The organism is Chitinophaga parva, from assembly GCF_003071345.1.
In the GTDB taxonomy this organism is placed as follows: domain Bacteria; phylum Bacteroidota; class Bacteroidia; order Chitinophagales; family Chitinophagaceae; genus Chitinophaga; species Chitinophaga parva.
On record NZ_QCYK01000002.1, the window covers coordinates 903,790 to 924,298 of the forward strand.

Annotated in this window: 14 protein-coding genes; 12 read left to right on the forward strand and 2 right to left on the reverse strand. The window is 53.5% G+C overall.

The window, feature by feature from the left end:
• Positions 1-9 precede the first annotated feature (9 nt).
• Positions 10-1,965 carry a sialate O-acetylesterase gene (locus tag DCC81_RS14045; RefSeq protein ID WP_108687247.1) on the forward strand — a complete coding sequence of 652 codons (1,956 nt, stop codon included), beginning with the start codon at positions 10-12 and terminating at the stop codon, positions 1,963-1,965.
• Between the two features lie 27 nt (positions 1,966-1,992).
• Positions 1,993-6,600, forward strand: coding sequence for an Ig-like domain-containing protein (locus DCC81_RS14050; RefSeq protein WP_108687248.1), 4,608 nt, complete (start codon positions 1,993-1,995; stop codon positions 6,598-6,600).
• Between the two features lie 93 nt (positions 6,601-6,693).
• On the opposite strand, the gene DCC81_RS14055 is transcribed toward DCC81_RS14050, so the two are convergent.
• Together DCC81_RS14055 and DCC81_RS14060 are read right to left on the reverse strand one after the other, a co-directional pair.
• On the reverse strand, positions 6,694-8,580 hold the full coding sequence (locus DCC81_RS14055) for a type VI secretion system baseplate subunit TssF (RefSeq protein ID WP_165806577.1): 1,887 nt from the start codon (positions 8,578-8,580) through the stop codon (positions 6,694-6,696).
• A 166-nt stretch (positions 8,581-8,746) separates the two neighbouring features.
• Positions 8,747-9,184 (reverse strand): GPW/gp25 family protein, encoded by a 438-nt coding sequence (locus DCC81_RS14060; protein ID WP_108687250.1) that lies wholly within the window; start codon positions 9,182-9,184, stop codon positions 8,747-8,749.
• A gap of 232 nt (positions 9,185-9,416) precedes the next feature.
• Between DCC81_RS14060 and DCC81_RS14065 the strand changes: the two genes are divergently transcribed.
• The 10 genes from DCC81_RS14065 (at position 9,417) to DCC81_RS14110 (ending at position 20,487) form a co-directional block, all read left to right on the forward strand.
• Positions 9,417-9,944 (forward strand): hypothetical protein, encoded by a 528-nt coding sequence (locus DCC81_RS14065; RefSeq protein WP_133177667.1) that lies wholly within the window; start codon positions 9,417-9,419, stop codon positions 9,942-9,944.
• Positions 9,945-9,963: 19 nt separating this feature from the next.
• Positions 9,964-10,467: a type VI secretion system transmembrane protein TssO gene (locus DCC81_RS14070; protein ID WP_165806578.1), complete on the forward strand. Its 504-nt coding sequence runs from the start codon at positions 9,964-9,966 to the stop codon at positions 10,465-10,467.
• Between the two features lie 36 nt (positions 10,468-10,503).
• Positions 10,504-11,436, forward strand: a complete 933-nt coding sequence (locus DCC81_RS14075; protein WP_108687252.1) for a PKD domain-containing protein — start codon at positions 10,504-10,506, stop codon at positions 11,434-11,436.
• A gap of 86 nt (positions 11,437-11,522) precedes the next feature.
• Positions 11,523-13,985 (forward strand): type VI secretion system protein TssR domain-containing protein, encoded by a 2,463-nt coding sequence (tssR, locus tag DCC81_RS14080; protein ID WP_133177668.1) that lies wholly within the window; start codon positions 11,523-11,525, stop codon positions 13,983-13,985.
• A 118-nt stretch (positions 13,986-14,103) separates the two neighbouring features.
• Complete coding sequence (locus DCC81_RS14085) at positions 14,104-16,563, forward strand: ATP-dependent Clp protease ATP-binding subunit (protein WP_108687254.1); 2,460 nt, start codon at positions 14,104-14,106, stop codon at positions 16,561-16,563.
• 100 nt (positions 16,564-16,663) lie between these two features.
• A complete protein-coding gene (locus DCC81_RS14090; protein WP_108687255.1) occupies positions 16,664-17,110 on the forward strand; it encodes a type VI secretion system contractile sheath small subunit in 447 nt (148 codons plus the stop codon).
• Positions 17,111-17,239: 129 nt separating this feature from the next.
• Positions 17,240-18,622, forward strand: a complete 1,383-nt coding sequence (locus DCC81_RS14095) for a DUF5458 family protein (protein WP_165806579.1) — start codon at positions 17,240-17,242, stop codon at positions 18,620-18,622.
• A gap of 129 nt (positions 18,623-18,751) precedes the next feature.
• Complete coding sequence (locus DCC81_RS14100) at positions 18,752-19,321, forward strand: NAD(P)H-dependent oxidoreductase (protein ID WP_108687256.1); 570 nt, start codon at positions 18,752-18,754, stop codon at positions 19,319-19,321.
• 209 nt (positions 19,322-19,530) lie between these two features.
• Positions 19,531-19,932: a type VI secretion system tube protein TssD gene (gene tssD / locus DCC81_RS14105; protein WP_108687257.1), complete on the forward strand. Its 402-nt coding sequence runs from the start codon at positions 19,531-19,533 to the stop codon at positions 19,930-19,932.
• Positions 19,933-20,022: 90 nt separating this feature from the next.
• Entirely contained in the window at positions 20,023-20,487 is a 465-nt protein-coding gene (locus DCC81_RS14110) for a hypothetical protein (protein ID WP_108687258.1), read from the forward strand.
• The last annotated feature ends 22 nt before the right edge of the window (positions 20,488-20,509 follow it).

Consider the following 20,509-nt stretch of genomic DNA (forward strand, 5'->3'; position numbering starts at 1 on the left):
ATGTTTTTTATGAAGAAGATCAGCCTGATGCTTGCTATACTCATAGCAGGCGTGGAAACCTTTGCGGCAGTAAAACTGCCGCAGGTTTTCACAGACAACATGGTACTGCAGCGCGATGCACCTATTCCCATATGGGGATGGGCATCGCCCCGTGAAAAAATAGCGGTGCGTTTTCATGACCAGGTGAAGGCCACCAGGGCCGATGCAGGCGGTAAGTGGCGCATTACCCTGGACCCCGAAAAGGCAGGCGGCCCCTATGAACTGACCGTGCAGGACAGGAAACTTACCAATGTGCTCGTGGGCGAAGTGTGGATCTGCTCCGGGCAGTCCAATATGGAGTTTGCGCTGCGCAATGCCATGAACGCGCCCGCGGAAGTTGCCAATGCCAACTATCCTGAGATCCGGGAGCTGACGGTGGCAAAGCGTGTGAGCTTCACCCCGCGGGACGATATTGAATCAAACGGATGGCAGGTGTGCAGCCCGGCCACAGCAGGCAGCTTCAGCGCCGTGGCTTATTTCTTTGCCCGTAAGCTGCAGCAGGAGCTGAAGGTGCCCATAGGCCTCATCCACACCAGCTGGGGTGGCACAAATATAGAAACCTGGACCAGCAGGGAAGCCCTTACTACCCTGGATGATTTTAAAGACCTGGAAAGCAGCAAGCCCGGTAACATAGCCGGTGAAAACAACGCACGCCTGCAAGCTTTGCGTGACCTGCTGCTCCAGTTTGAGCACGGTAACATTACCGCTAATGATGTGCCCCAATGGAAAAGGGCCGCTTATGATGACCGTCACTGGGCTACACTAAAAGCGCCCGCTGCCTGGGAAACCCAGGGCCTGCCCGGCTTTGACGGCGTGGTATGGTACCGCAAGACCATTACCCTCACCGCGGAGCAGGTGGGAAAGCCCGCCCGCCTGGATGCAGGGATCGTAGATGATGGCGACAGCACTTTTATAAATGGCCTGCCGGTAGGCAGTATGCTGGGCGCGTATGCCACCCCCCGGAAATACAACATCCCTGCTGGTGTTTTGAAGGCAGGAGAGAATGTGATAGCCATTAAAGTGACAGATACCGGCGGTGCCGGTGGTATCATCGGCGAAGACAATGACCTGCAATTACTCATAGAAGGCCTTTCACCCATTACCCTTGTGGGAGACTGGAAAGCGCGGGTAGACACCAACTACCTGATGGTGCCTTCCCGGGGGCCCAATGCCTATCCCTCCCTGTTGTTTAACGCCATGCTGAACCCCCTCATCCCGTACGCTATCCGCGGCGCCATCTGGTACCAGGGCGAGGCCAATTGTGACCGCGCCTACCAGTACCGCACCACGTTCCCGCTCATGATCAAAGACTGGCGCCAGCGCTGGCAGGAAGGGGATTTTCCCTTCTACTTTGTGCAGCTGTCATCTTTCAATCCCGGTGGCCGTACGCTGCTGACCGGGAGCGCGTGGGCAGAATTGCGCGAAGCGCAGTACATGACCCTGGCCCTGCCCAATACCGGTATGGCCGTTACCACAGATATCGGCAATCCTTCCGATGTACATCCTGCCAACAAACAGGATGTAGGCCTGCGCCTGGCCATGAACGCACTGCACACCACCTACAAACTGCCGGTAGCGCCCTGTGGCCCGCTGTACAAGGATATGGAGGTGAAGGGCAGTGACATTGTGCTGCACTTTACTGAAACGGCTGGCGGACTGCAGGTGAGGAACCGCTATGGTTACCTGCAGGGATTCCAGGTGGCCGGGGCCGACCAGCAATTCCACTGGGCACAGGCCCGCATAGAAAATAATAATGTAGTAGTGCACTGTGACGCCGTACAAACCCCGCTGGCCGTAAGGTACGGCTGGACCGACGACGCCATGGATGCAAACCTGTACAATAGCGAAGGATTACCCGCATCGCCTTTTAGAACGGACAATTGGAAAGGACTAACGGAGGAAAAGAAATATCTCGTTATCAAGTAACCCAAACCCTCTAAAAACTTCTGTCGAATGAAAAGGCTTTTTACACTGCTCTTTTTATGTTGCGGTCTGTTACCCGCCGTGGCACAGACCTATCAGACCGACGTGCTCCGCATAGGAGGCGGCGGTTTGGTGACATCTGTTCAACACCACCCCAAGGTGCCAAAGCTCCACTACATCACTACAGATGTAGGCACCGCTTACCGGTGGGACAGTACCGCCCAGCGCTGGCGCGGACTGTTCTACAACATGGCTGCGTCTAACTGGCCAGCCGCCTGTAACAACATTGCCGTGGCACCAAACGACGCTACGGGCAATATCATCTACGCCACCTTAAACCGCTCATCAGACGGTGGCACGGTCATGAAATCTACCGATGGCGGCCAGACCTGGACCGATCTTAATTTCAACGTGCGGACAAACCCGAATGATAACTCCGACAAACGTTTTGGCGCCCGCCTGGTGGTAGATCCGTTGCGCGATAGTACCGTGTATGTGACCACCCGCCTGCCGAAAAGCGGCGCAGAAACCATTACCGGCACCTACCGCAGCCTGGACGCCGGCGCTACCTGGACCAAGCTGGATACCCTGCATGGCCGCTTCATTGTATTTGACACCGCGCAGGGCAAATTGAACGGGCGTACCAAACGGGTGTACATTGCCTGTGCCAATGGCGTGTACCTGAGCGATGATGCCGGCGATACCTACACGCTGCTGCCTGGCAGCCCTGCCGGCCTTAACCGGGGCGTGCTGCAGGCCAATGGTATTTTATATGCCACCAGCGGCACCTACGTGTACCGGTACGATGGCATCACCTGGACAGATATTACCCCGGTGCCGGCTTCCAGTGTGGGCAATTACGCCGCCGTGGCGGAAAACCCGCATAACCCGCAGGATATCATTGTGGGCTCCAGTAATTTCAATGCCAGCATGTTTAAAAGCAGCCAGGGTGGCGCCTCCGGCACCTGGAGCACTGTGCAGGGCACCCGCGATAACAGCGAGAACCCCTACCGCGGCGGCAGCAATATTGGCAATACGATTGTAGACCTGTCCTGGGAATACTTTGACTCCACCAAGGTATGGCTCACCGATATTTTCAATGCCTATGAAGGCACCAATGCAATGACCAACACCGGTGTGTGGAAAGTGCGCGCGGTGGGGCACGAAGAAGTGGTGCCCACCGGGCCGGTATTGTCGCCCCCCGCAGGCAGTGCTAATATTGTTTCTACCAATACGGCGGACGTAGGCGGCTTTGATCACAAATCCCTTACCGCCGCGCCTACAAAAGACCTGACCGTCGATTTTTCCTATGCCAATTCCAGTGGGCTGGAACTCACCAGTACAGCCGTAATGGAAAGCAATCCTAACTTTATGGTAAGGGTAGGGCGCGGCGGCTGGCAGGGGAAAGGCCTGGGCGGCTTTTCCACGGATGGTGGCCTGCACTATACCCAGTGGATCTGCCCGGACAGTGCCGGCGGCGGGCGTATTGCCGTAGCGGCCAATGCAGAGACCCTCGTGTGGGTGCCCCAGGGATACAATCCATTGTACTCCACTGACCGCGGCGCCCACTGGACCAAGTGCGGCGGCTTTACGGGCAGTGCATTTGGGTGGGATATATACATTGATTATTCCCAGGTGTTTGATGTGCCCGCGGAAATGAGCCCCCTTGCAGCGGATAAGGTGAACAGTAAAAAATTCTATATCTACCTCCAGGGCAAGATGATGGTGAGTGAAGACGGTGGTGTAACCTTCACCCCGCGCGCTACCGGCCTGCCGGATGTAGGCAAGGTGGCTTATGTGAAAGTGGAGACCACGCCCGGCAAGGAAGGCGACGTTTGGCTGTCCATCGAAGGCAATGGATTGTACCACTCTACAAACAGCGGCTACTCTTTCCGCCACGTCAGCAATGTGCAAAGCGCCCGCAGCGTGGCCGTAGGCAAAGGCGCCACCAACCTGCCTGCCATTTACGTGTATGGTACGGTAGGCGGTGTGGCGAACAGTATTTTCCGCTCTGATGATACGGCCACTACCTGGGTGAATATTGCTAACCCGCCGGCTTCACAGCTGTATGTAATGACCGCAGACCGGCAGTTGTACGGGCGCGTGTTCTTCGGTTCTTTCGGCAATGGGTTCTTTGTATCCACTGCACAACTGGTAAACCCCACGGGCGTGGTGGTAACGCCTGCTGCCGTATCGGTGCCGGCTAATAATACCACCACGCTGCAGGCCTTTGTAACGCCAGCGTGGGCCAATAATAAACAGGTGCACTGGTCTTCATCCGATACCACGAAAGTAAAGGTGAATGACAGCACCGGCGTGGTAACCGGCATTGCCGTGACCAGTAGCCCGGTAACCGTTACCGTTACCACAGCAAGTGGTGGTTATACTGCCAGTGTAGCCGTTACCGTTACAAACCCCATTTCCGTGAAAGGCATCGCCATCACACCAAACCCTGATACCATTGTGCAGGGGCATGCCTCCACCCTGGCGGTGGTGGTTACCCCGGTGGACGCCAGCAATAAAACGTTGCATTGGTCATCTTCCGATACCACGGTAGCCAAAGTACCGCTGGATACACCCGTGATTACGGGCGTGGGTGTGGGCACCGCCACCATTACCGCCACGGCGGTGGATAGCGGCTATACGTCCAGTATTACCGTACGCGTGATCAACGTGCTGCCAGACTCCCTGCAGATCCACGGCGCCACCTCCCTGAATGAAGGCGATACCACGCGCTTGTCGGTGACATTCTTCCCCGGCAATACCAGCAATCAAAATATCACCTGGTCCTCCAGCGATACAACCAAAGCAAAAGTGGATGCCAACGGGTTGGTAACTGCGAAGGCACCCGGTGCAGTGACCATCACCGCTACGGCAGCCGCAAATGGGATAACGGCCACCAGGGCCTATACCATTGGCCCCAAAGCCTTCTGCGGCATTCTCTCCAATCCCGGCTTTGAAAGCGGTCTTTCAGACTGGTACATTGTAGGCGATTCTGTGAACGGCGCATTGCCTGCCGGCCTGGAGACCACCGATGTACACGGCGGCACACAAGCCGTACTGGTAACTGGTGGCAACGCCGGCGTAAGCAGCAGCGGCGTTATGCTGGTACCCGGCAGCAAAGCAGTGACCTTCAGCGCCTTTACCAAAGTGTCCGGCTCCCCTACATGGGCAGGCTACGGCATTGACTATGTAGATTCTTCCGGCGTAAAAATAGAGCAGGATGTGTTTAATGCCACCACTACGGCGTGGGGCAATCAGTCCATTACCCGCGTGTCTCCGCCCAACACCGCCCGTGTAAATGTATGGACCTATAAGAATGGCAGTGGTGGCCGTTTGTACCTGGACGATTTCTGCGTCACCATTGGTACGCCGGTATTTGTAAGCAGCATTACCCTTACGCCCAAACCGCTTTCCGTAGCAGTGGGTTATACCAAGAAGATCACCCCCACCATAGCCCCCTCCAATGCTACCTGGAAAGCAGTGACCTGGTCGTCGTCCAACACGGCCATTGCCACGGTAGATGGCAGCGGTAATGTAAAAGGCATTGCCCTGGGCACGGCTATCATCACCTGCACCCCGTCTGACCGCGGCGGCGCCATTGCTACAGACACCGTAACAGTAACCCCGCCCGTGCCGGTGACCGGTGTGAATGTAACGCCTGACAGTACCATCATGGGGGTAGGTGAAACCTTTACCCTCACGGCAAACATGCAGCCGTCAAACGCATCTAACACGGCTATGAGCTGGACAAGCCTGAACACCACGCTGGCTACGGTGAACGCCACGACCGGCGCGGTGCTGGCCAAGGCTACCGGCACCGTTAAAATTGTAGGCGCCACCGTAGATGGCGGTTACCGCGATACCAGTACCATCACCATCGTGGCCGCGGGCAGCTGCGGCGCGCTGACCAACAACGGTTTTGAAGCAGGCCTTACCAGCTGGCAGGGCGGTTCGCTGACCACTACAGATGTACATTCCGGGTACCGCGCCGCCGTGGTGCTCACCGGCACCCTGAGCCGCCAGCCGGCACTTACCTTCAACGTAGGCGATACCATTGAATTTACCGCGTGGGCCAAGATCACCGGCAACCCGGTTTGGGCAGGCTTCAGCCTGGATATGCAAACCGCTACCGGTAGTAAAACCACCAGCATGCAGGCCACCGTGAGCGCCGTGCTCTGGACCCAGTATACCCAGCGTGCAGTGATCCCCGCCGGCACTACCAACTTTAACTTCTGGGCATCCAAAGCCACCACCGGTGGTAACCTGTATCTCGATGATCTTTGCGTCACGGTGATACCCGCCACCAGCGGCAGCAGCAGTTTGAGCAGCCAGGTGATGACGGCAGGTAACAGCCGCCTGAAACAGGCCGCCCTGGCCCCTGAAGGGAATATGGAAGTGAAAGTGTATCCTAACCCGGTGCAAAGGGATATCAATATCAGTGTAAGTAATGCCAATGGTAGCCGCATGCAGGCCACCCTCGCGGATATGAACGGCCGCATCCTGCACCAGGAAATATTCTACCCCCAGAAAGGAACGTACAAACTGCATTTGGCGCAACAGCCGCCCAAAGGCGTGTACATCCTGACGGTAACGGGTGATAACGCAAAAGGTAGCTGTAAATTGATCGTGTTGTAAATCAAATCCATGCTTATCTAAAAAGCCCCCTGCAGCTTTTGCAGGGGGCTTTTTGCAATTAATAGCCTGGAGTGCGAGGCAAATAGCGTATGCTCAGGGATAGTTAGAGGTGCCCGCTTCCACACCGATCACACGGAACACCGTCAGCAAGCTACTCCGCGTTTTCAGCTTCTGCAATAAATTCCGTTGCGTAAACGCCCATTCCTCTTCCGTATAAGCCCAGTCTGGCCGCTGCGTGATCAGGATATCCGTGGTCTTGCGGAGGCCCTCTTTCGGGTTTACAGACACCATGACCCCCCGCCTTACCTGTATGTCCGCCACGCGGCTGCCTAATTCATGGCGGCAAAAACTTTTGATATCATCTTCCGTCACTACGCGGTCCCGCGTCATGAGGCCATATTTATAGGCTTGCAGCAGATTATGCTGGTCCGCTGATTTACGGCCACCGGCAGGTTTGGTGAGCAGCACCAATGACTCCGGGCGTGTGCCGGATCCTTCAAACTGCACCAGGGGCATGCCGCTGCGCAGTTGGTTGGCCGCCTCACTTTGCGTGGTCCAGTATTCCAGGTGCATTACCTCTGAGGGGTTTTGTGGCTTCACGATCACGTAGCGCGTGGCCTCTGTCATGGCGCTTAAAGACTGCTGCGCTTTCTGCTCCACCAGGGCCAGGTTTTGCTGCAGGTTCTTGAGCACATCTGTGAGGAAATCGTATCCATAGGCGGAGAAGGCAGCGCTTTCATCGCGCAGCAATTCAAATAAATAGTTGATCATTTCCCGCGCATTGCGGCTGTCAAAGCGCTCCGCCCCGCCCATGCGGATGGAGTAGGCGTCCTGTTGCTGTTCTTCGTTTTGATGATAAGCCACGGGACGGTAGTTCCGGCCCTTGCTGTCGGAAAGATATTCCACGCTCAGGAAGTGCTCCTGCACATCCGGCTTGATGGGAATGATATTGCCAATACCTTTAAAACGATGCTTCAGCTTATGCAGGCGGCGGTTGATCACCGGAAATGCATTCGTATACACGTCTACGTTATCCAGCAGGTTTTGACCGATGGCGGCCGGGAAAGAGAGCTGCACCCACAGCAGCGGGTCCTGCAACTGGCCCAGTTCCTTTTCCGGGAATACCGCCGCAAACCCGGGAGGGTGGGGCATCCTGGCCTGCTGGTCTGGTATTACCGGCTGGCCGGCAAAGGAAAGGTAGTGATGATTATAAAAAGAGAGCACATCCCGGATGATCACCGGCATGGTATCAAAAGACAAGGTATGTTCCAGCGGGTCACGGGGGCCCGCATGCGTGGAGGCGCCGTGTTTAAACCCGGTTTGCAGGGGCTGTGCCACGCCATTGATGGTGCAGGTGCACAGCGCCAGCAGCTGGTACCAGTCATTTTCAAACGTATAGTTTTTCCAGTCGAAGTAAAAGGAAAGCTGGTCCAGGTTAGCAATGCCATCCCGCAGGCGGAGCCCCAACCAGAGCGTTTGCATGGGCAGGTAGCGGCCCGCGGGCGCCACGGCGGTGAGTTGCTTGCCGCGGCGTGGATCGTAGGTGTACAGCCGGTTGCCCGTCGCCATGCAGGCCAGGTGCGCATCATAAATAGTGACCGGCACCGCGGGTGTAAAAAATACATCCTGCACGGTATCGCCCACGGCGGCATTACTGCGCTTGCCACCCTGCACAAAATGCCGGTACTCGGAAAGTTGTTCCACCGGCTCCAGGGGCAATGCCTGCATGAGGGCGTGCGCCGGCAGGGATGCCGTGAGCAGGTCCGGCGTGAGCAGGGCCGCCAGTTTATTGAGCAGCCGGCCCTCTGTATTTTTAAGGTCGTTCGATAAATTATAAAGTTCTCCGGACAGCGCCTCGATCAATAGTCTCACCATCGGATCGACGTCAGCTGTAGAACGTATTCCCCAAAAGTCGGCCGCATTTTGCAACAGTCGTGCCCGGATTGTTTCTTTAGAGGTGTAGTGGGGAGGGAATTGCATGAAAAAAAGGTTAATAGTTTAGTGTTAATAGCTAATCGTACGCGGAGATAACGTACGCGATGGATACGGTGTATTTTAAAGTAGCTGAAGTGGTTAAAAGTTATATGGTTACAATTGCCGGCCATGCAATTAGCCCATAATGATGATACGCTTAACCATTAACGGTTCACTGCGTGGACAAAGGGCTCAAAAACAACGCCGTATTGAACACATAATTTTCCCCGGTAGAAAGCATTTTGCCGGTTACGATAATGTCTACCTGCTTTTTTATTTCCGTGATCCGTTTCAGCGGAAAAACTTTTTCCACGTCCCGTACATTTATTTCTACTTCTATATTATAGATACGCGTTTCCTGGCCGGCAATGGACTTTGCCAGGGATTTGCACATTTTATCTTCCCACATCATTTGGTTTACAATGAGTTCAAAATCAAGTTCCCACACTTCGCAGCCATAGTCCGGCACAAAACGGTGCTCCCCGAAGCGGGTGAAGATAATCAGCTCTATATGTTGGGAAATAGACATGCCTATGTTACATGATTCCAATGTATTATTGGAAAAGATGCGGGTAAAATCAAACGGCTTTTTATAGTAAGGATTACTCATTGGGCAACATTAACATAAGATCAAATCTAATAATTATGCCGGTATAAAATTTGTCAACTTCAGATTTGTTGTATATTGGCAGTCCTGTTTACTTACTTTTTGTGAACCCGAACTGGATGTGAAAAACCGGACACGTAAACAGTATTTCTTTAATATTATTATTTGTTAAAATGCAACCCAAGGTTTTTGCGGAAACCATAAAAGTGACCATACCCAAACCGAAGCATTAGACATGAAACCGATTAATATGCACGAGCTGAACCGGGCTTATCTCAAGTTCGTGCTTCACTTCGTTTCGTTGATCCTGTTTGTGCTGATCTGTGTAGCCTGCTTCTTCACTACCGGGCGACACGAGATGAACCTGCTCACACAGCAATCACGCCAGTACGAAAAAATGGGCTATTACCGCGAAGAGGTGACCCATCATTTCGATGATGCACTGGTAAAATTCAATGCCCTTACGCAGTATGTAAATGCCGATGCCCAGGAGCTGAGTAACCAGGCCCTGCTCATCAACGGTATCCAGGCCGACAACAACAAAGTGCGTGGCCTGCTGGACGAGCGCAGGGCAGACCCCAACCTGGCGCCTACGGCCAGCCAGGAGTTCTACGAAAAGATGACCCGCAATGTGATCATACTGGCCAGCATTAAAGACTCCCTTTCCCAAACCCGCTACCAGAGCGCGTCTTTACGGGAGCAACTGGATGCCTGCAGCCGTACTTCGCAAAAGGCCATCAATGACCTAAACCGCTTACACTGATGAAATTAAGACCCCCTGTATGGCTCATCTGAGTATTAAAGAAAGACAGGAACAATTTATTTTCCTCTGCATCCTGGCCATCTTCACCACCGGTTTGCTTTCCTGGTTATTGTTTGATAGCAGCGACCTGAAAACTGCCGCAATGAAAGAAAAACTGGCACAGAAAGTGAAGGAGGAGAAACAGTTTGAAGCCGTGGTGGCCGAGATGAAACCGGCCGTGGATACCACCTATAAAAAGATCATGGACTTCGATCCCAATGTACAGGCCCTTTTCCTGGAATCCGATATCCTCAATTCCATTGCCAGCATTAAAGCGGCCTACCAGCGCCGCTCCTATGATGTACGCTACAAGGCATTCCTGGAAGAAGCGCAGCTGCTCGAAACATTATTCTACGATAAGAAAGAACTACGCGGCAACAACCGTAATATCGAAAAACTCAACGCAGACCTGGACCGCTGCCGCTTATCCATGCGCAACATACAGGGCGCCCTGCTGAATAATGGCCGCAACCCGCAGTCGTAACAAGACTGTACTGTTTTTAACACCGATGATGTAAATATGGAAGGAACCACTCAAAAGAATGCCATACAGAACGGCAGCCGCAATCGCGTGTATATCTACGTATTGCTTGCTGTGCTGGTGCTGGCGGTGTTTTTCCTGCTGATGAAACTGTTTTTCTCCAGCAGAACCCTGAATGCCCACCTGCTGAAAGATGAGATCTTTCTCAATGAAAACCTTGTTTATACAGACAATACACCGGGCGCTGGTAAATGGATGTGGGAGTTTGGTGATGGCGCGCTTTCCAATGCCCAGAATGGGTTTTACCGTTTTAAGAAGGCCGGCACCTACCTGGTGCGCCTTACCGTGGATGACAAATTGCAGCAGCAGTTTGCCGTAGTGGTAAAAGATACCGTGGCCACTCCCGTGATGGACAGCATCCGTATTACCGGCCCTACTTCCGGCACCACGCGTGAACAATTGCGCCTGGAAGCAGAAGGGGATGCGCAGAATTTTGAATGGTCTTTTGGCGAGACCGGCCGCGTGGATGTGAAAGGCCGTACCGCGTTTTATACTTACAACACACCTGGCAAATACCGCGTAGCCCTGCGCACAGAACGCAGCGCCCTGCCCGTGTATTTCCTGCTCACCATTACGGAACCGGACGATCCCCTGGCCAACCTGGTAGCCCCCGGCGCCGGCGCCCAGGCGCTCAAGGACGATTTCAAAGTGAAGCTGCAGAACATTGCCGATGGGCGCGATTTCCGTGGCAACTACTACTACCTGGTGCGTAAGTATCTCTGCAATGGCGAGCGCACCAAAACAGAAGCCCAGGACGAGACCGGGCAAAAGAGCAGTGATTTTTATTCGTATTGCATAGGGCTCACCTTCAGCAAGGGGATCATCATCGATGAAGTGTCCCTGAGCGTAGTGCCCAATTCCCAATGCGTAAACCTGGTGAACGTACAGCAACACCGCCTTACGCAGCACTAGCAGTTCTCTCTCCCGGCGGCACAACCTCACGGGAGGAGCACAAAAAAGAATTTCAATTTGATCGCTTTTTAAATCGCAACAGAGCAATGAGCCGTTTCTTATTTGTTGTCAGTTTACTGTTATGCATGCAGGCCCGGGCGCAGTTCAGCCCAGGCAAACGCATCATCCATAGTCCCGCCAATTTCCGCTATCCCACCGCCGATACCCGCGACCCGTCCAAGAAAACGGAGACCACCGCCTGGGTGGTATTCTCCGACCGGGAAGACAACTATAGCACCACCACCCCCGGTGGTTCACTCGTGTTCAAGAAGCTGCCCTTCATGCAGCCCTTCCTGGTAAGCGATACCAAAGAAGGTTACCTCCGCCTCATGAGCTACGATCCTTCCGTGCTCAAAGGTGTGAAGATCGTAGATAAACGCAAGGCCGTTAGCTATGGCTGGATACCGCGCAACAAGGTACTCATGTGGCAAAAGGCCCTCACCGACGACCGCACGCATTTTCCGCTGAAAGCGCTTGCCATCATCAATGCAGAAGCCCCGATAGAGCAGCCCAAGTTCTTCTTCAGCCACGATTCCATCATTGTGTTCAATTCCCCCGAGCTGCAAACACCGCTCAAAGAAAAGCTTAAGCTCCAGGATCTCGTTTACATCTATAAATTTTCCGAAGACCATAAAAAGGCCCTCGTGGGCCACGCCAGCATGCTCACGGCGGATAGCGCCCGCCAGGCCATCATTGGCTGGGTGTCTGCCGATGTAGTGCACCTGTGGGGCAGCCGCCTGTACATAGGCATGCCCAAGGGGGGCGGCTTTGCGGAAGATTCCATCGCTGCACAGTTATTCAATAAGCACCTTACCGCTGTGGCGCCCTATGGCGGCCATTTTGAAACGGACCCGTTGCTGGCCCCCGGCAATCCCGTGTTCCGCACCATCCCCGTGTTGCAGGACTATGGCAAATCACTGGACCAGCCTTTCCACTCAGCCGTGGCCACAAACGTCTTTGATAAATCCGGCAACACGGTGATCAACATCAAAGGCTCCCGCATTGATTATAACAACTACCTGCACCTGCGCCGCTTTGGCAACCGGGTGAACGTAGTGTTTGTAGTGGATGGGGGCAGCAGTATGAAGAACTACCTGCCCGGCATTACCAATACCATCCAGAACTTTGCGGATGTTTTTGGCGCTAAGAATTTTGCCAACTGCGAGTACCAGTTTGGCGCAGTAGTTTACCGCGGCCCCAATGGCTGCTACCAGGGCAAGGGCATCAACAGTTTTGAGCCCAATGGCACTTACAGCAAAGTGGTGGATTTTATTAACAAGCAGGCGGCCATTACCCAGCAATGCGCGGCCACCATCAGTGACCAGCCTTACTACGAAGGGGTGCAGGCAGCTATTGAGATGCTGAAGAAATATCCCATGCAGACCAATATCGTGATCGTGGCCGGCAGTACCGGCAATCCCGGTAGCAACACCCGCCCCCCGGAAGAAGGGCTGGTGCGTGGCCTGGTAGAAACAGACGCCCGCCTGCTGGTGTTCCAGGTGTACAATAAATCAGATCCATCGTTCGATAATTTTGTGCTGGAATCCAAAACCCTGCTGGAACGCGCCGCACAGCAACAGGCCGATGCCAAGAAACTGCGCATGGTAAAAGGCGAAGGCCTGGCTACCACCCAGCAATTCAATACGGCATATACGGACTCCGTATCGTACTACCTCAATTATCCCGATGGCAGCCTCATTCCCGGTGCCATCGTATTCCCCGGCCGCGGTGCGGTGAAGACCAACCGGGAAATGATGTCGGCCCTGAAACGCTTTCTCAATGAGGTGTACAACGATAACCGGCAGATCATCACTTCGCTGGACAGCGTGTTTATGACCTCTGGCCGCCTCAAGGAAAATATTACCCGCCCCGTGATGGGCGCCATGAAAGAGCATAACGCAAACCTGCCCGGTAACCTGGGTGAGCTGCTGCCGCATAACGCCTTCAAATATTATTTTGATGCCACGGTAACTCCCGGCATGGTAGGCATGGGGTCCCCGCTGGAATATGCGCTGATCCTGAGCCACGACGAAATGCTACAGGTATCTGACCTGCTTTCCCGCCTGGCCGGCGATAACCTGGAAGCAGACCGCAGCAATTTCCGCAAACAATTGTTCCAGACCTACCTGCAGTACGGCCGCCTGCAATGGAAAGACCGTACCAGTAAGGCGGCCATCAAGGCAATGAAACTTACGGCCTACCTGGAACGTGCCACCGGCATGCCTTTCCGGCTGGACACATTGCAGCGCTTTACCGTAAAGGATATCAAGAACGGCATGTCCACCCGCGACTTTGAAAGCCTGGTAAATGGCCTGCGCCATTGCAACCAGGTGCTGAAAGTACAACTGCAAACCGGTGATTATTTTATTTCCAACGGCCTGCCTTATTTCTATATCCTCCAGGATGAATGGCGCTTTAACAGCAAGCCGGAAAAGATAGGTGTTAATGAAAACCGTGTAGCCGGCGACGTAGTGTTGCCTGCACGGGAAACGATGAATAGTGCGTATTAGTTTTGGTCCCGGGTCCTAGGTCTTAAGTCCTAAGTCTTATGTCTTATGTAAGCCACGCTAGTTACCTAAGACCTGGGACCTGAGATTTAAGACCTAACACCCGCTACAATCAAAAATTATGATCAATCTCAATGAATCGGTAAAGCACGCCCTGCACGTGGCCCAGTCCCTGGCCCGCGAGCGGCACCATGGCAGCTACGGGCCGCCACACCTGCTGGCAGGGCTGCTGCACCGGGAAACGGGCCTGCGCGATTTTCTCCGCGCCATAGATAAAGACCCCGAATACCTGGCAGAATGGGCCGAAGTGCGCATGGATGAATACCCCAATGTGCGGGGAGAAAACAGCGAGATCAATGGCACGCCGGAGATCAGTGAAGTGCTGGAGACGGCAGATGATGTACGCCTGAAAATGGGCGTGGATCTCATTACCCCCGTATGTGTGCTCACCGCCCTGGCCAAACCCAATGTGGGCTTCCCGGCGGAGCAAATGAAATCCTTTCCCATCAAGGAACGGGAACTGATCAGCATGTACCTGGATGACAGCGCGGTGAAACAGGCAGCGGTGCCCAATAACGGCCATGTAATGGCCACCGGCAACGGCGGCGCCAAAAGCGGTGGTGCGCTGGCCAAATATTGCATAGACCGCACCGCGGATGCGCGCAACCTGAAAACAGATCCCATCATTGGCCGCGACCAGGAGTTGCGCATGGTGATGGAGATCCTGTGCCGCCGCTCCAAACCCAATGTGATCATTACCGGCGATGCCGGCGTGGGCAAAACTGCACTGGTGGATGGCCTGGCGCAACAGATCGTGGCCGGCGAAGTGCCCGCCATCCTGAAAGATGCCGTGATCATGGAGCTGGACACCGGCAGCCTCATTGCCGGCGCTTCTTACAAGGGAGAAATCGAAGACCGCTTGAAAAATATCATTGCGGAGATCAAGCAGGGGGGAAAGGTGATCCTCTTCATTGATGAAATCCATAGCCTGCTGGACGCCAAGGGCTCCATTGGCAGCGGGGCGGGTAATCTCCTGAAACCTGAACTGGCCCGTGGCGAGATCACGGTGATAGGGGCTACCACCATTGAAGAATACCGCAAGCTCATTGAACCGGAAAAAGCATTTTCCCGCCGCTTTGAAATTGTGCAGGTGGGAGAGCCAGACCTGGATACCGCTACTAAAATGCTGGAATGCCAGCTGGAACGTTATGAACAGCACCATGCGCTGAAAGTACAACCGGGCGCCGTGGCAGAATGCGTGCGCCTGGCCCGCCGTTACATGAAAGACCGCCGCCTGCCGGATGCCGCCTTTGACCTGCTGGACCGCACCATGGCGGCCATCAAGATGATGAACGATACATCCGCCCAGGAGCTGGAGCAATTACAACAACAGTTGGCCACCGCGGACAAGGGGGACAAGGCCGCCCTGCAATGGCTGCACAACAGCATGCAGCGCAAACTGAGCCCTGTGCTGCTGGGACGCCTGGATACGGCAGCACCGGATGACCTGGCGGATGGGGAAGCATGGTACACCTATCTGGATGAAACATTAAAGAAATTGACGGGTCTTGCTGCCCAAAAAACAGCAGAGACCAGCAAAGCGGATATTGCCGCGGTGATCTCTTTCAAGACCGGCATTCCCATTGGCAAGATCCAAACTGCCGAAAAGGAAAAGCTGATGCATATGGAAGACCACCTGAAACAGCGCGTAGTGGGGCAGGACCATGCCTTGAAAGCATTGGCAGCCGCCATCCTGGAATCGCGCAGCGGCCTGGGTAAAAAAGGACAACCCATTGGCTCCTTCTTTTTACTGGGGCCTACCGGTACCGGCAAAACGGAACTGGCCAAAAGCATTGCGGAGTTCTTGTTCAATGATGAAAAAGCTATGATCCGCTTTGATATGAGCGAGTTCAAGGAAGAACATTCCGCCGCCCTGCTGTATGGTGCACCGCCCGGTTACGTGGGGTATGAAGAGGGCGGCCTGCTGGTGAATAAGATCCGCCAGCAACCGTATGCAGTGCTGCTCTTTGATGAAATTGAAAAAGCGCATCCTTCCGTGTTTGATATTTTCCTGCAGATCATGGATGAAGGTATTATCCACGACCGCCTGGGCAAGGAAGGCGATTTTTCCAATGCACTCATCTTATTTACTTCCAACATCGGCAGCGAGTGGATCACCGAACAGTTCAATAACGGGCAGATGCCGCAGCCCACGCAGCTCCTGGAACTGATGACCCGCCACTTCCGGCCCGAGTTCCTGGCGCGCCTGTCGGAGATCGTGCCGTTTGGGCCCATTACGGAAGATAACGTGGTGAAGATCTTCAACATCCAGCTTAAGAGCCTGCTGGATGCATTAGAGAAACAGCACATCACGCTGGAGATCACAGATGCGGCACGGAGACAATTGGCACTTAGCGGGTTTACACCACGGTATGGTGCACGGCAAATTACCGGTGTCATCCGTAACCAGCTCCGGCGGCCCATTTCCCGCTATATCATCGCAGGCGATGTGCATGCGGGGCAGACCATCACCGTGGGGATCAAAGAAAACTCAGACAGCCTGGAATGGGCCATTCATTAATAAAAAAAATTAATAACACATTTGGGGGATAAGCAAGGAAATTTGCTATTTTTATAGGAGTGCTAATCTTTGTTGATCATCCAAAACAAAAAATTACGATATGTTTAATTACGAAATCGGAGGCAATGAACGTAAAATAGATACGTCAGAAGCGTTTGTTGACATATCGCCGAACAAGACCTTGTTTGTGCAGCAACTCACCCAAACTGAACCCATCAAACCGGAAACCGTGGAAGGCCTGAAAACGGTGGAAGACGTGTTCCGTCACTTTAAACCGCAGGTGGATGTTTCCTTTGAAAATGAGGATGGATCTGAGTCCAACGAAACCTTGCACTTCAATAACCTGGGAGATTTCAGCGTGAAGAGCATGATCCAGCAGAGCAATAACCTGCGCGATCTGAACGTGGAAAGTGAGATGTACCTGAACATCATCCGCCAGTTGAAGACCAATAAAACGCTGAAGGCTACCCTGGAAAACCCGGAGACCCGCCAGGCTTTTGCCGCAGCGTTGGAAAACCTTGCCCGGGAACTGCAGCAGAATGGCTAACAGGCCCGGCTATACGAATTTTTAAGACCCGTAACCATGTCCGGTACCCGATCCCCGCAGATCCTGTTATAACCGGAAACTACCTTTAATCCGTGCCCGGGCACCGCCCGCGCATTTAAAATCTACGCTATGTCAGTAGCCAAAGAAAACGTACAGGAAAACCAGCAGCAGTCCGCATTGCAGCACGCCACGCCCCAGGCGCCCGCCACGCTGGAAGACAGCCTGCAGAAGCTGGTGAAAGTAGGCGGCTTTGATTTCCTGGAAGCCATCATAGACGGGGTGCAGAACCTCAACCCCGACCGCAAGGCCCGCAAGAAAATATTCCTCACCGACCAGGATAAAGTGTATGAACGCAAAGCCCTGCTGAAAAAGATCCAGCTCTGGCAGGACCTCCTGGCGCAGCAAGGCGATGTAAGTGAACTGAAGGAAGTGTGCCAGCAAAAGGCAGATACGGCGGATGCGCTGCTGAAAAAGAATATAGGCCGCACCCTGGAAGCCACCCGCGACCTGGAGACCGCCTACCGCACCGTGCACCAATTCTACAAGAACACCGAAAGCGATAAGCTGACCAACCTGGTGATCCTTAATGCCAGCATGGACCAGGTAACAGACCTGGACAATCCCCGCTTTATTGAATACGTGGCAGAAGAACTCAAGCAGAACTATGACAGGCTGGACCTGCGCGATAACTACTCTTTGCTGGTAATACCCGGCTACATGGGTTCCAACAAGGTGATAGAGCGCTGGTCCAAAATTGCACATAATAATAAAGTGATGCTGGTAACCGACTTCGCAAACCTGGACCAGCCGGACGATGTGATAGACCTCTTTACTTCTGCTAACCTGACCGGTGGCGATGCGTTCAAATCGAACGTGATCATGACCACCAACTGGCTGGTGGGCCGCGGCAAAGTGGCGGAAGCAGGCGAAGAAGACGACCTGCACGTGCCGCCCTCCGCATCTTTGGCGGGTAAGATGTACTACACCCTGATGTCGCAGGTGACCGCCGGTAAAAAACACGGGGCCATCAACGAGGCAGACGGTGTGCGCTTTGACCTGAAGAAAAGCGAGATCTCCCAACTGGAAAAACTGGGCCTGGTGCCTATGGTGAATGAATATGGCAAGGTGATGGCCTTCTCCGCGAAGACACTGTTCACCGGTGATAACATTGGCCTCCAGACCTATTCCGTGGTGCGCGTGTTCGACTACATTACCAAGGTGCTGTTCGACTTCCTGAACCGCCGCGCCTTTGAGAACTGGAATTCCAAAACGGAACACGACCTGCGCTCCCAGATCGTAAAATTCCTGGACAGCATCCAGGGACCGGACCGGCTGATAGAGCGTTTCAAGATCATGCGTTTTGAAAGGGACGAGATCCAGAAAGACCGTATCCACCTGGATATCCACATTACGCCTTACTTCCCGGCCAAGAGCTTTGTTGTGAAGCTGGATGGTTACAAAGGGGAGGACGAGCATACTACGTGGGCTACAGAATACGAAGCACAAAAATAATGGGTTTATGAAGAAACGGGGCGCTGTGACAGGCGGCGTTCCGTTTTTGAAAAACGGAAGTTGAGCGTGGGCAATAGGGGCGTGGAGTGATTTTAAAATACTGGTTCTGAATGTTATATTTGTCTTAACATGAAGAATCTGTTAATACTCCACGGTGATGCCGATAGAAACTCGATCTGTTACCAGTTTGCCGCCGCCTACCAGGAAGGTGCGGAGCGGGGTGGGGCTATCGTGAAGGAGATTCATATCATGGACCTCAAGTTCAACTCCAACAAGCAGTTCAATAATACTATATCCCCCCTGGAGCCGGATCTGCAGGCCGCGCTGGAAAAGATTTTGTGGGCCAATCACCTGGTGCTGTTTTGCACGGTGAATAAGGACTCCATCCCCTCGCGGTTGTCAGGTTTTTTTGACCGCCTGTTTGCCCCCGGCCAGGTAGCGTCTGCGAAAACCCCGGTGCCGGCCATGATGTACAGCGGCAAAACAGCACGCATTGTGTCTGTGCTGGATGAAGAAAGCTGGAAGATCTGGCAGGAGACCAAGCTGCCCACGTATCACTCCATCAAACGCACAGTGCTGGAGCGTTGCAGGATCAATCCAGTGAGAACGTGCACGATTGGTTTTGTACATTCACCCATGAATGAATATGCAAAGAAGTGGCGGGAGAAGCTTTATTCATTGGGAGAAAAATTCATGTGATTATTTTTGAATAATATTTCGATGTATATGTTAATAACCCAAAAATTAACAAAGCAGTCCTGACTATTTATCAGAAAATACCTATTTTAGCGCATTGCTTCACGGAGCAGAAATTGTATCGCATCACCCGGCGGAACCGAACGCACAATACACCGTTGCAAACCATATTTCCCCTTTGTTATTTCGTTACCCTTATAAATTTTAATCACATGGCTTTCAAAGCAAGATTAACAATGGCAGGCAAGGAGTACGATGTACTCAGCTGCAATTATGCCCTGAACAGGGATGTTGACCACAAAGGCCGCCCGGCATCCGGGGTTTACGGCGGCACCATCGACGTGGAAGTGGAGTCTACCGAAGACACCTCCATTATTGAAGCGATGGTGAATAACCAGTTCAAGCCCATGACTGGTAAGGTTTTGATCAAAAAATCAGAAGAAGATGCCAAGATGAAGGAGCTGAACTTCGAGGATGCTTACATTGTGAAGTATACCGAAGGGCTCAACATTGTTGGATCGGATCCCATGAAGCTGCGTTTTACCATCTCCGCGCGCAAGCTCAAACTCGGTGCAGCCGAGCACGTAAATGACTGGCCGGGCCAGGCACAGTAATTTCTCTTTCGTTTATTTTAACCGGGTTGTTATCCCTTCAGCTTTTGCGTAAGGTTGATTGCTTTAGCTTTACCCACATCATGAAGGTGTATGCCAGCATCCATTTTTGCTGCACCCGCAGCAGTACCTGTGTTGACGATCAGCCGCACAGCAGAGAACAGCCGCTATACATATGGCGTGTTTAAACTCAGTGGCGCGGAAGGTCACAACGATGTAACGGGTTACACCCTGGAACCGGGAGGCCACGCAGGCCCTTTCCATTTATCCGGTAACCGTTTGCCCGCCGGCATTTATAAGCTGGACTGGCAACATATTCCGGGGGAAGGCAACCGCCTGGTGCTGTACAGTGAGCAACTGCAGGCCAACCAGCAGTTCCAGCTCAATAGTACCGGGGCCCTGCCGGAAGACAAGGGCTACCTGGTGCTGTCTCGCCAGCCCATCTTTGGGGCTACCAATGCGCTCTCCTTTGCTGCACGCGATGCAGGATTTGAACTGGAGTCTGTGCTGCGGAAAGTAGGCGTGAGTACGGTGGAAGTACACGTTACCGATTATTAAAAAACATTTTAAAAAAGTTAAA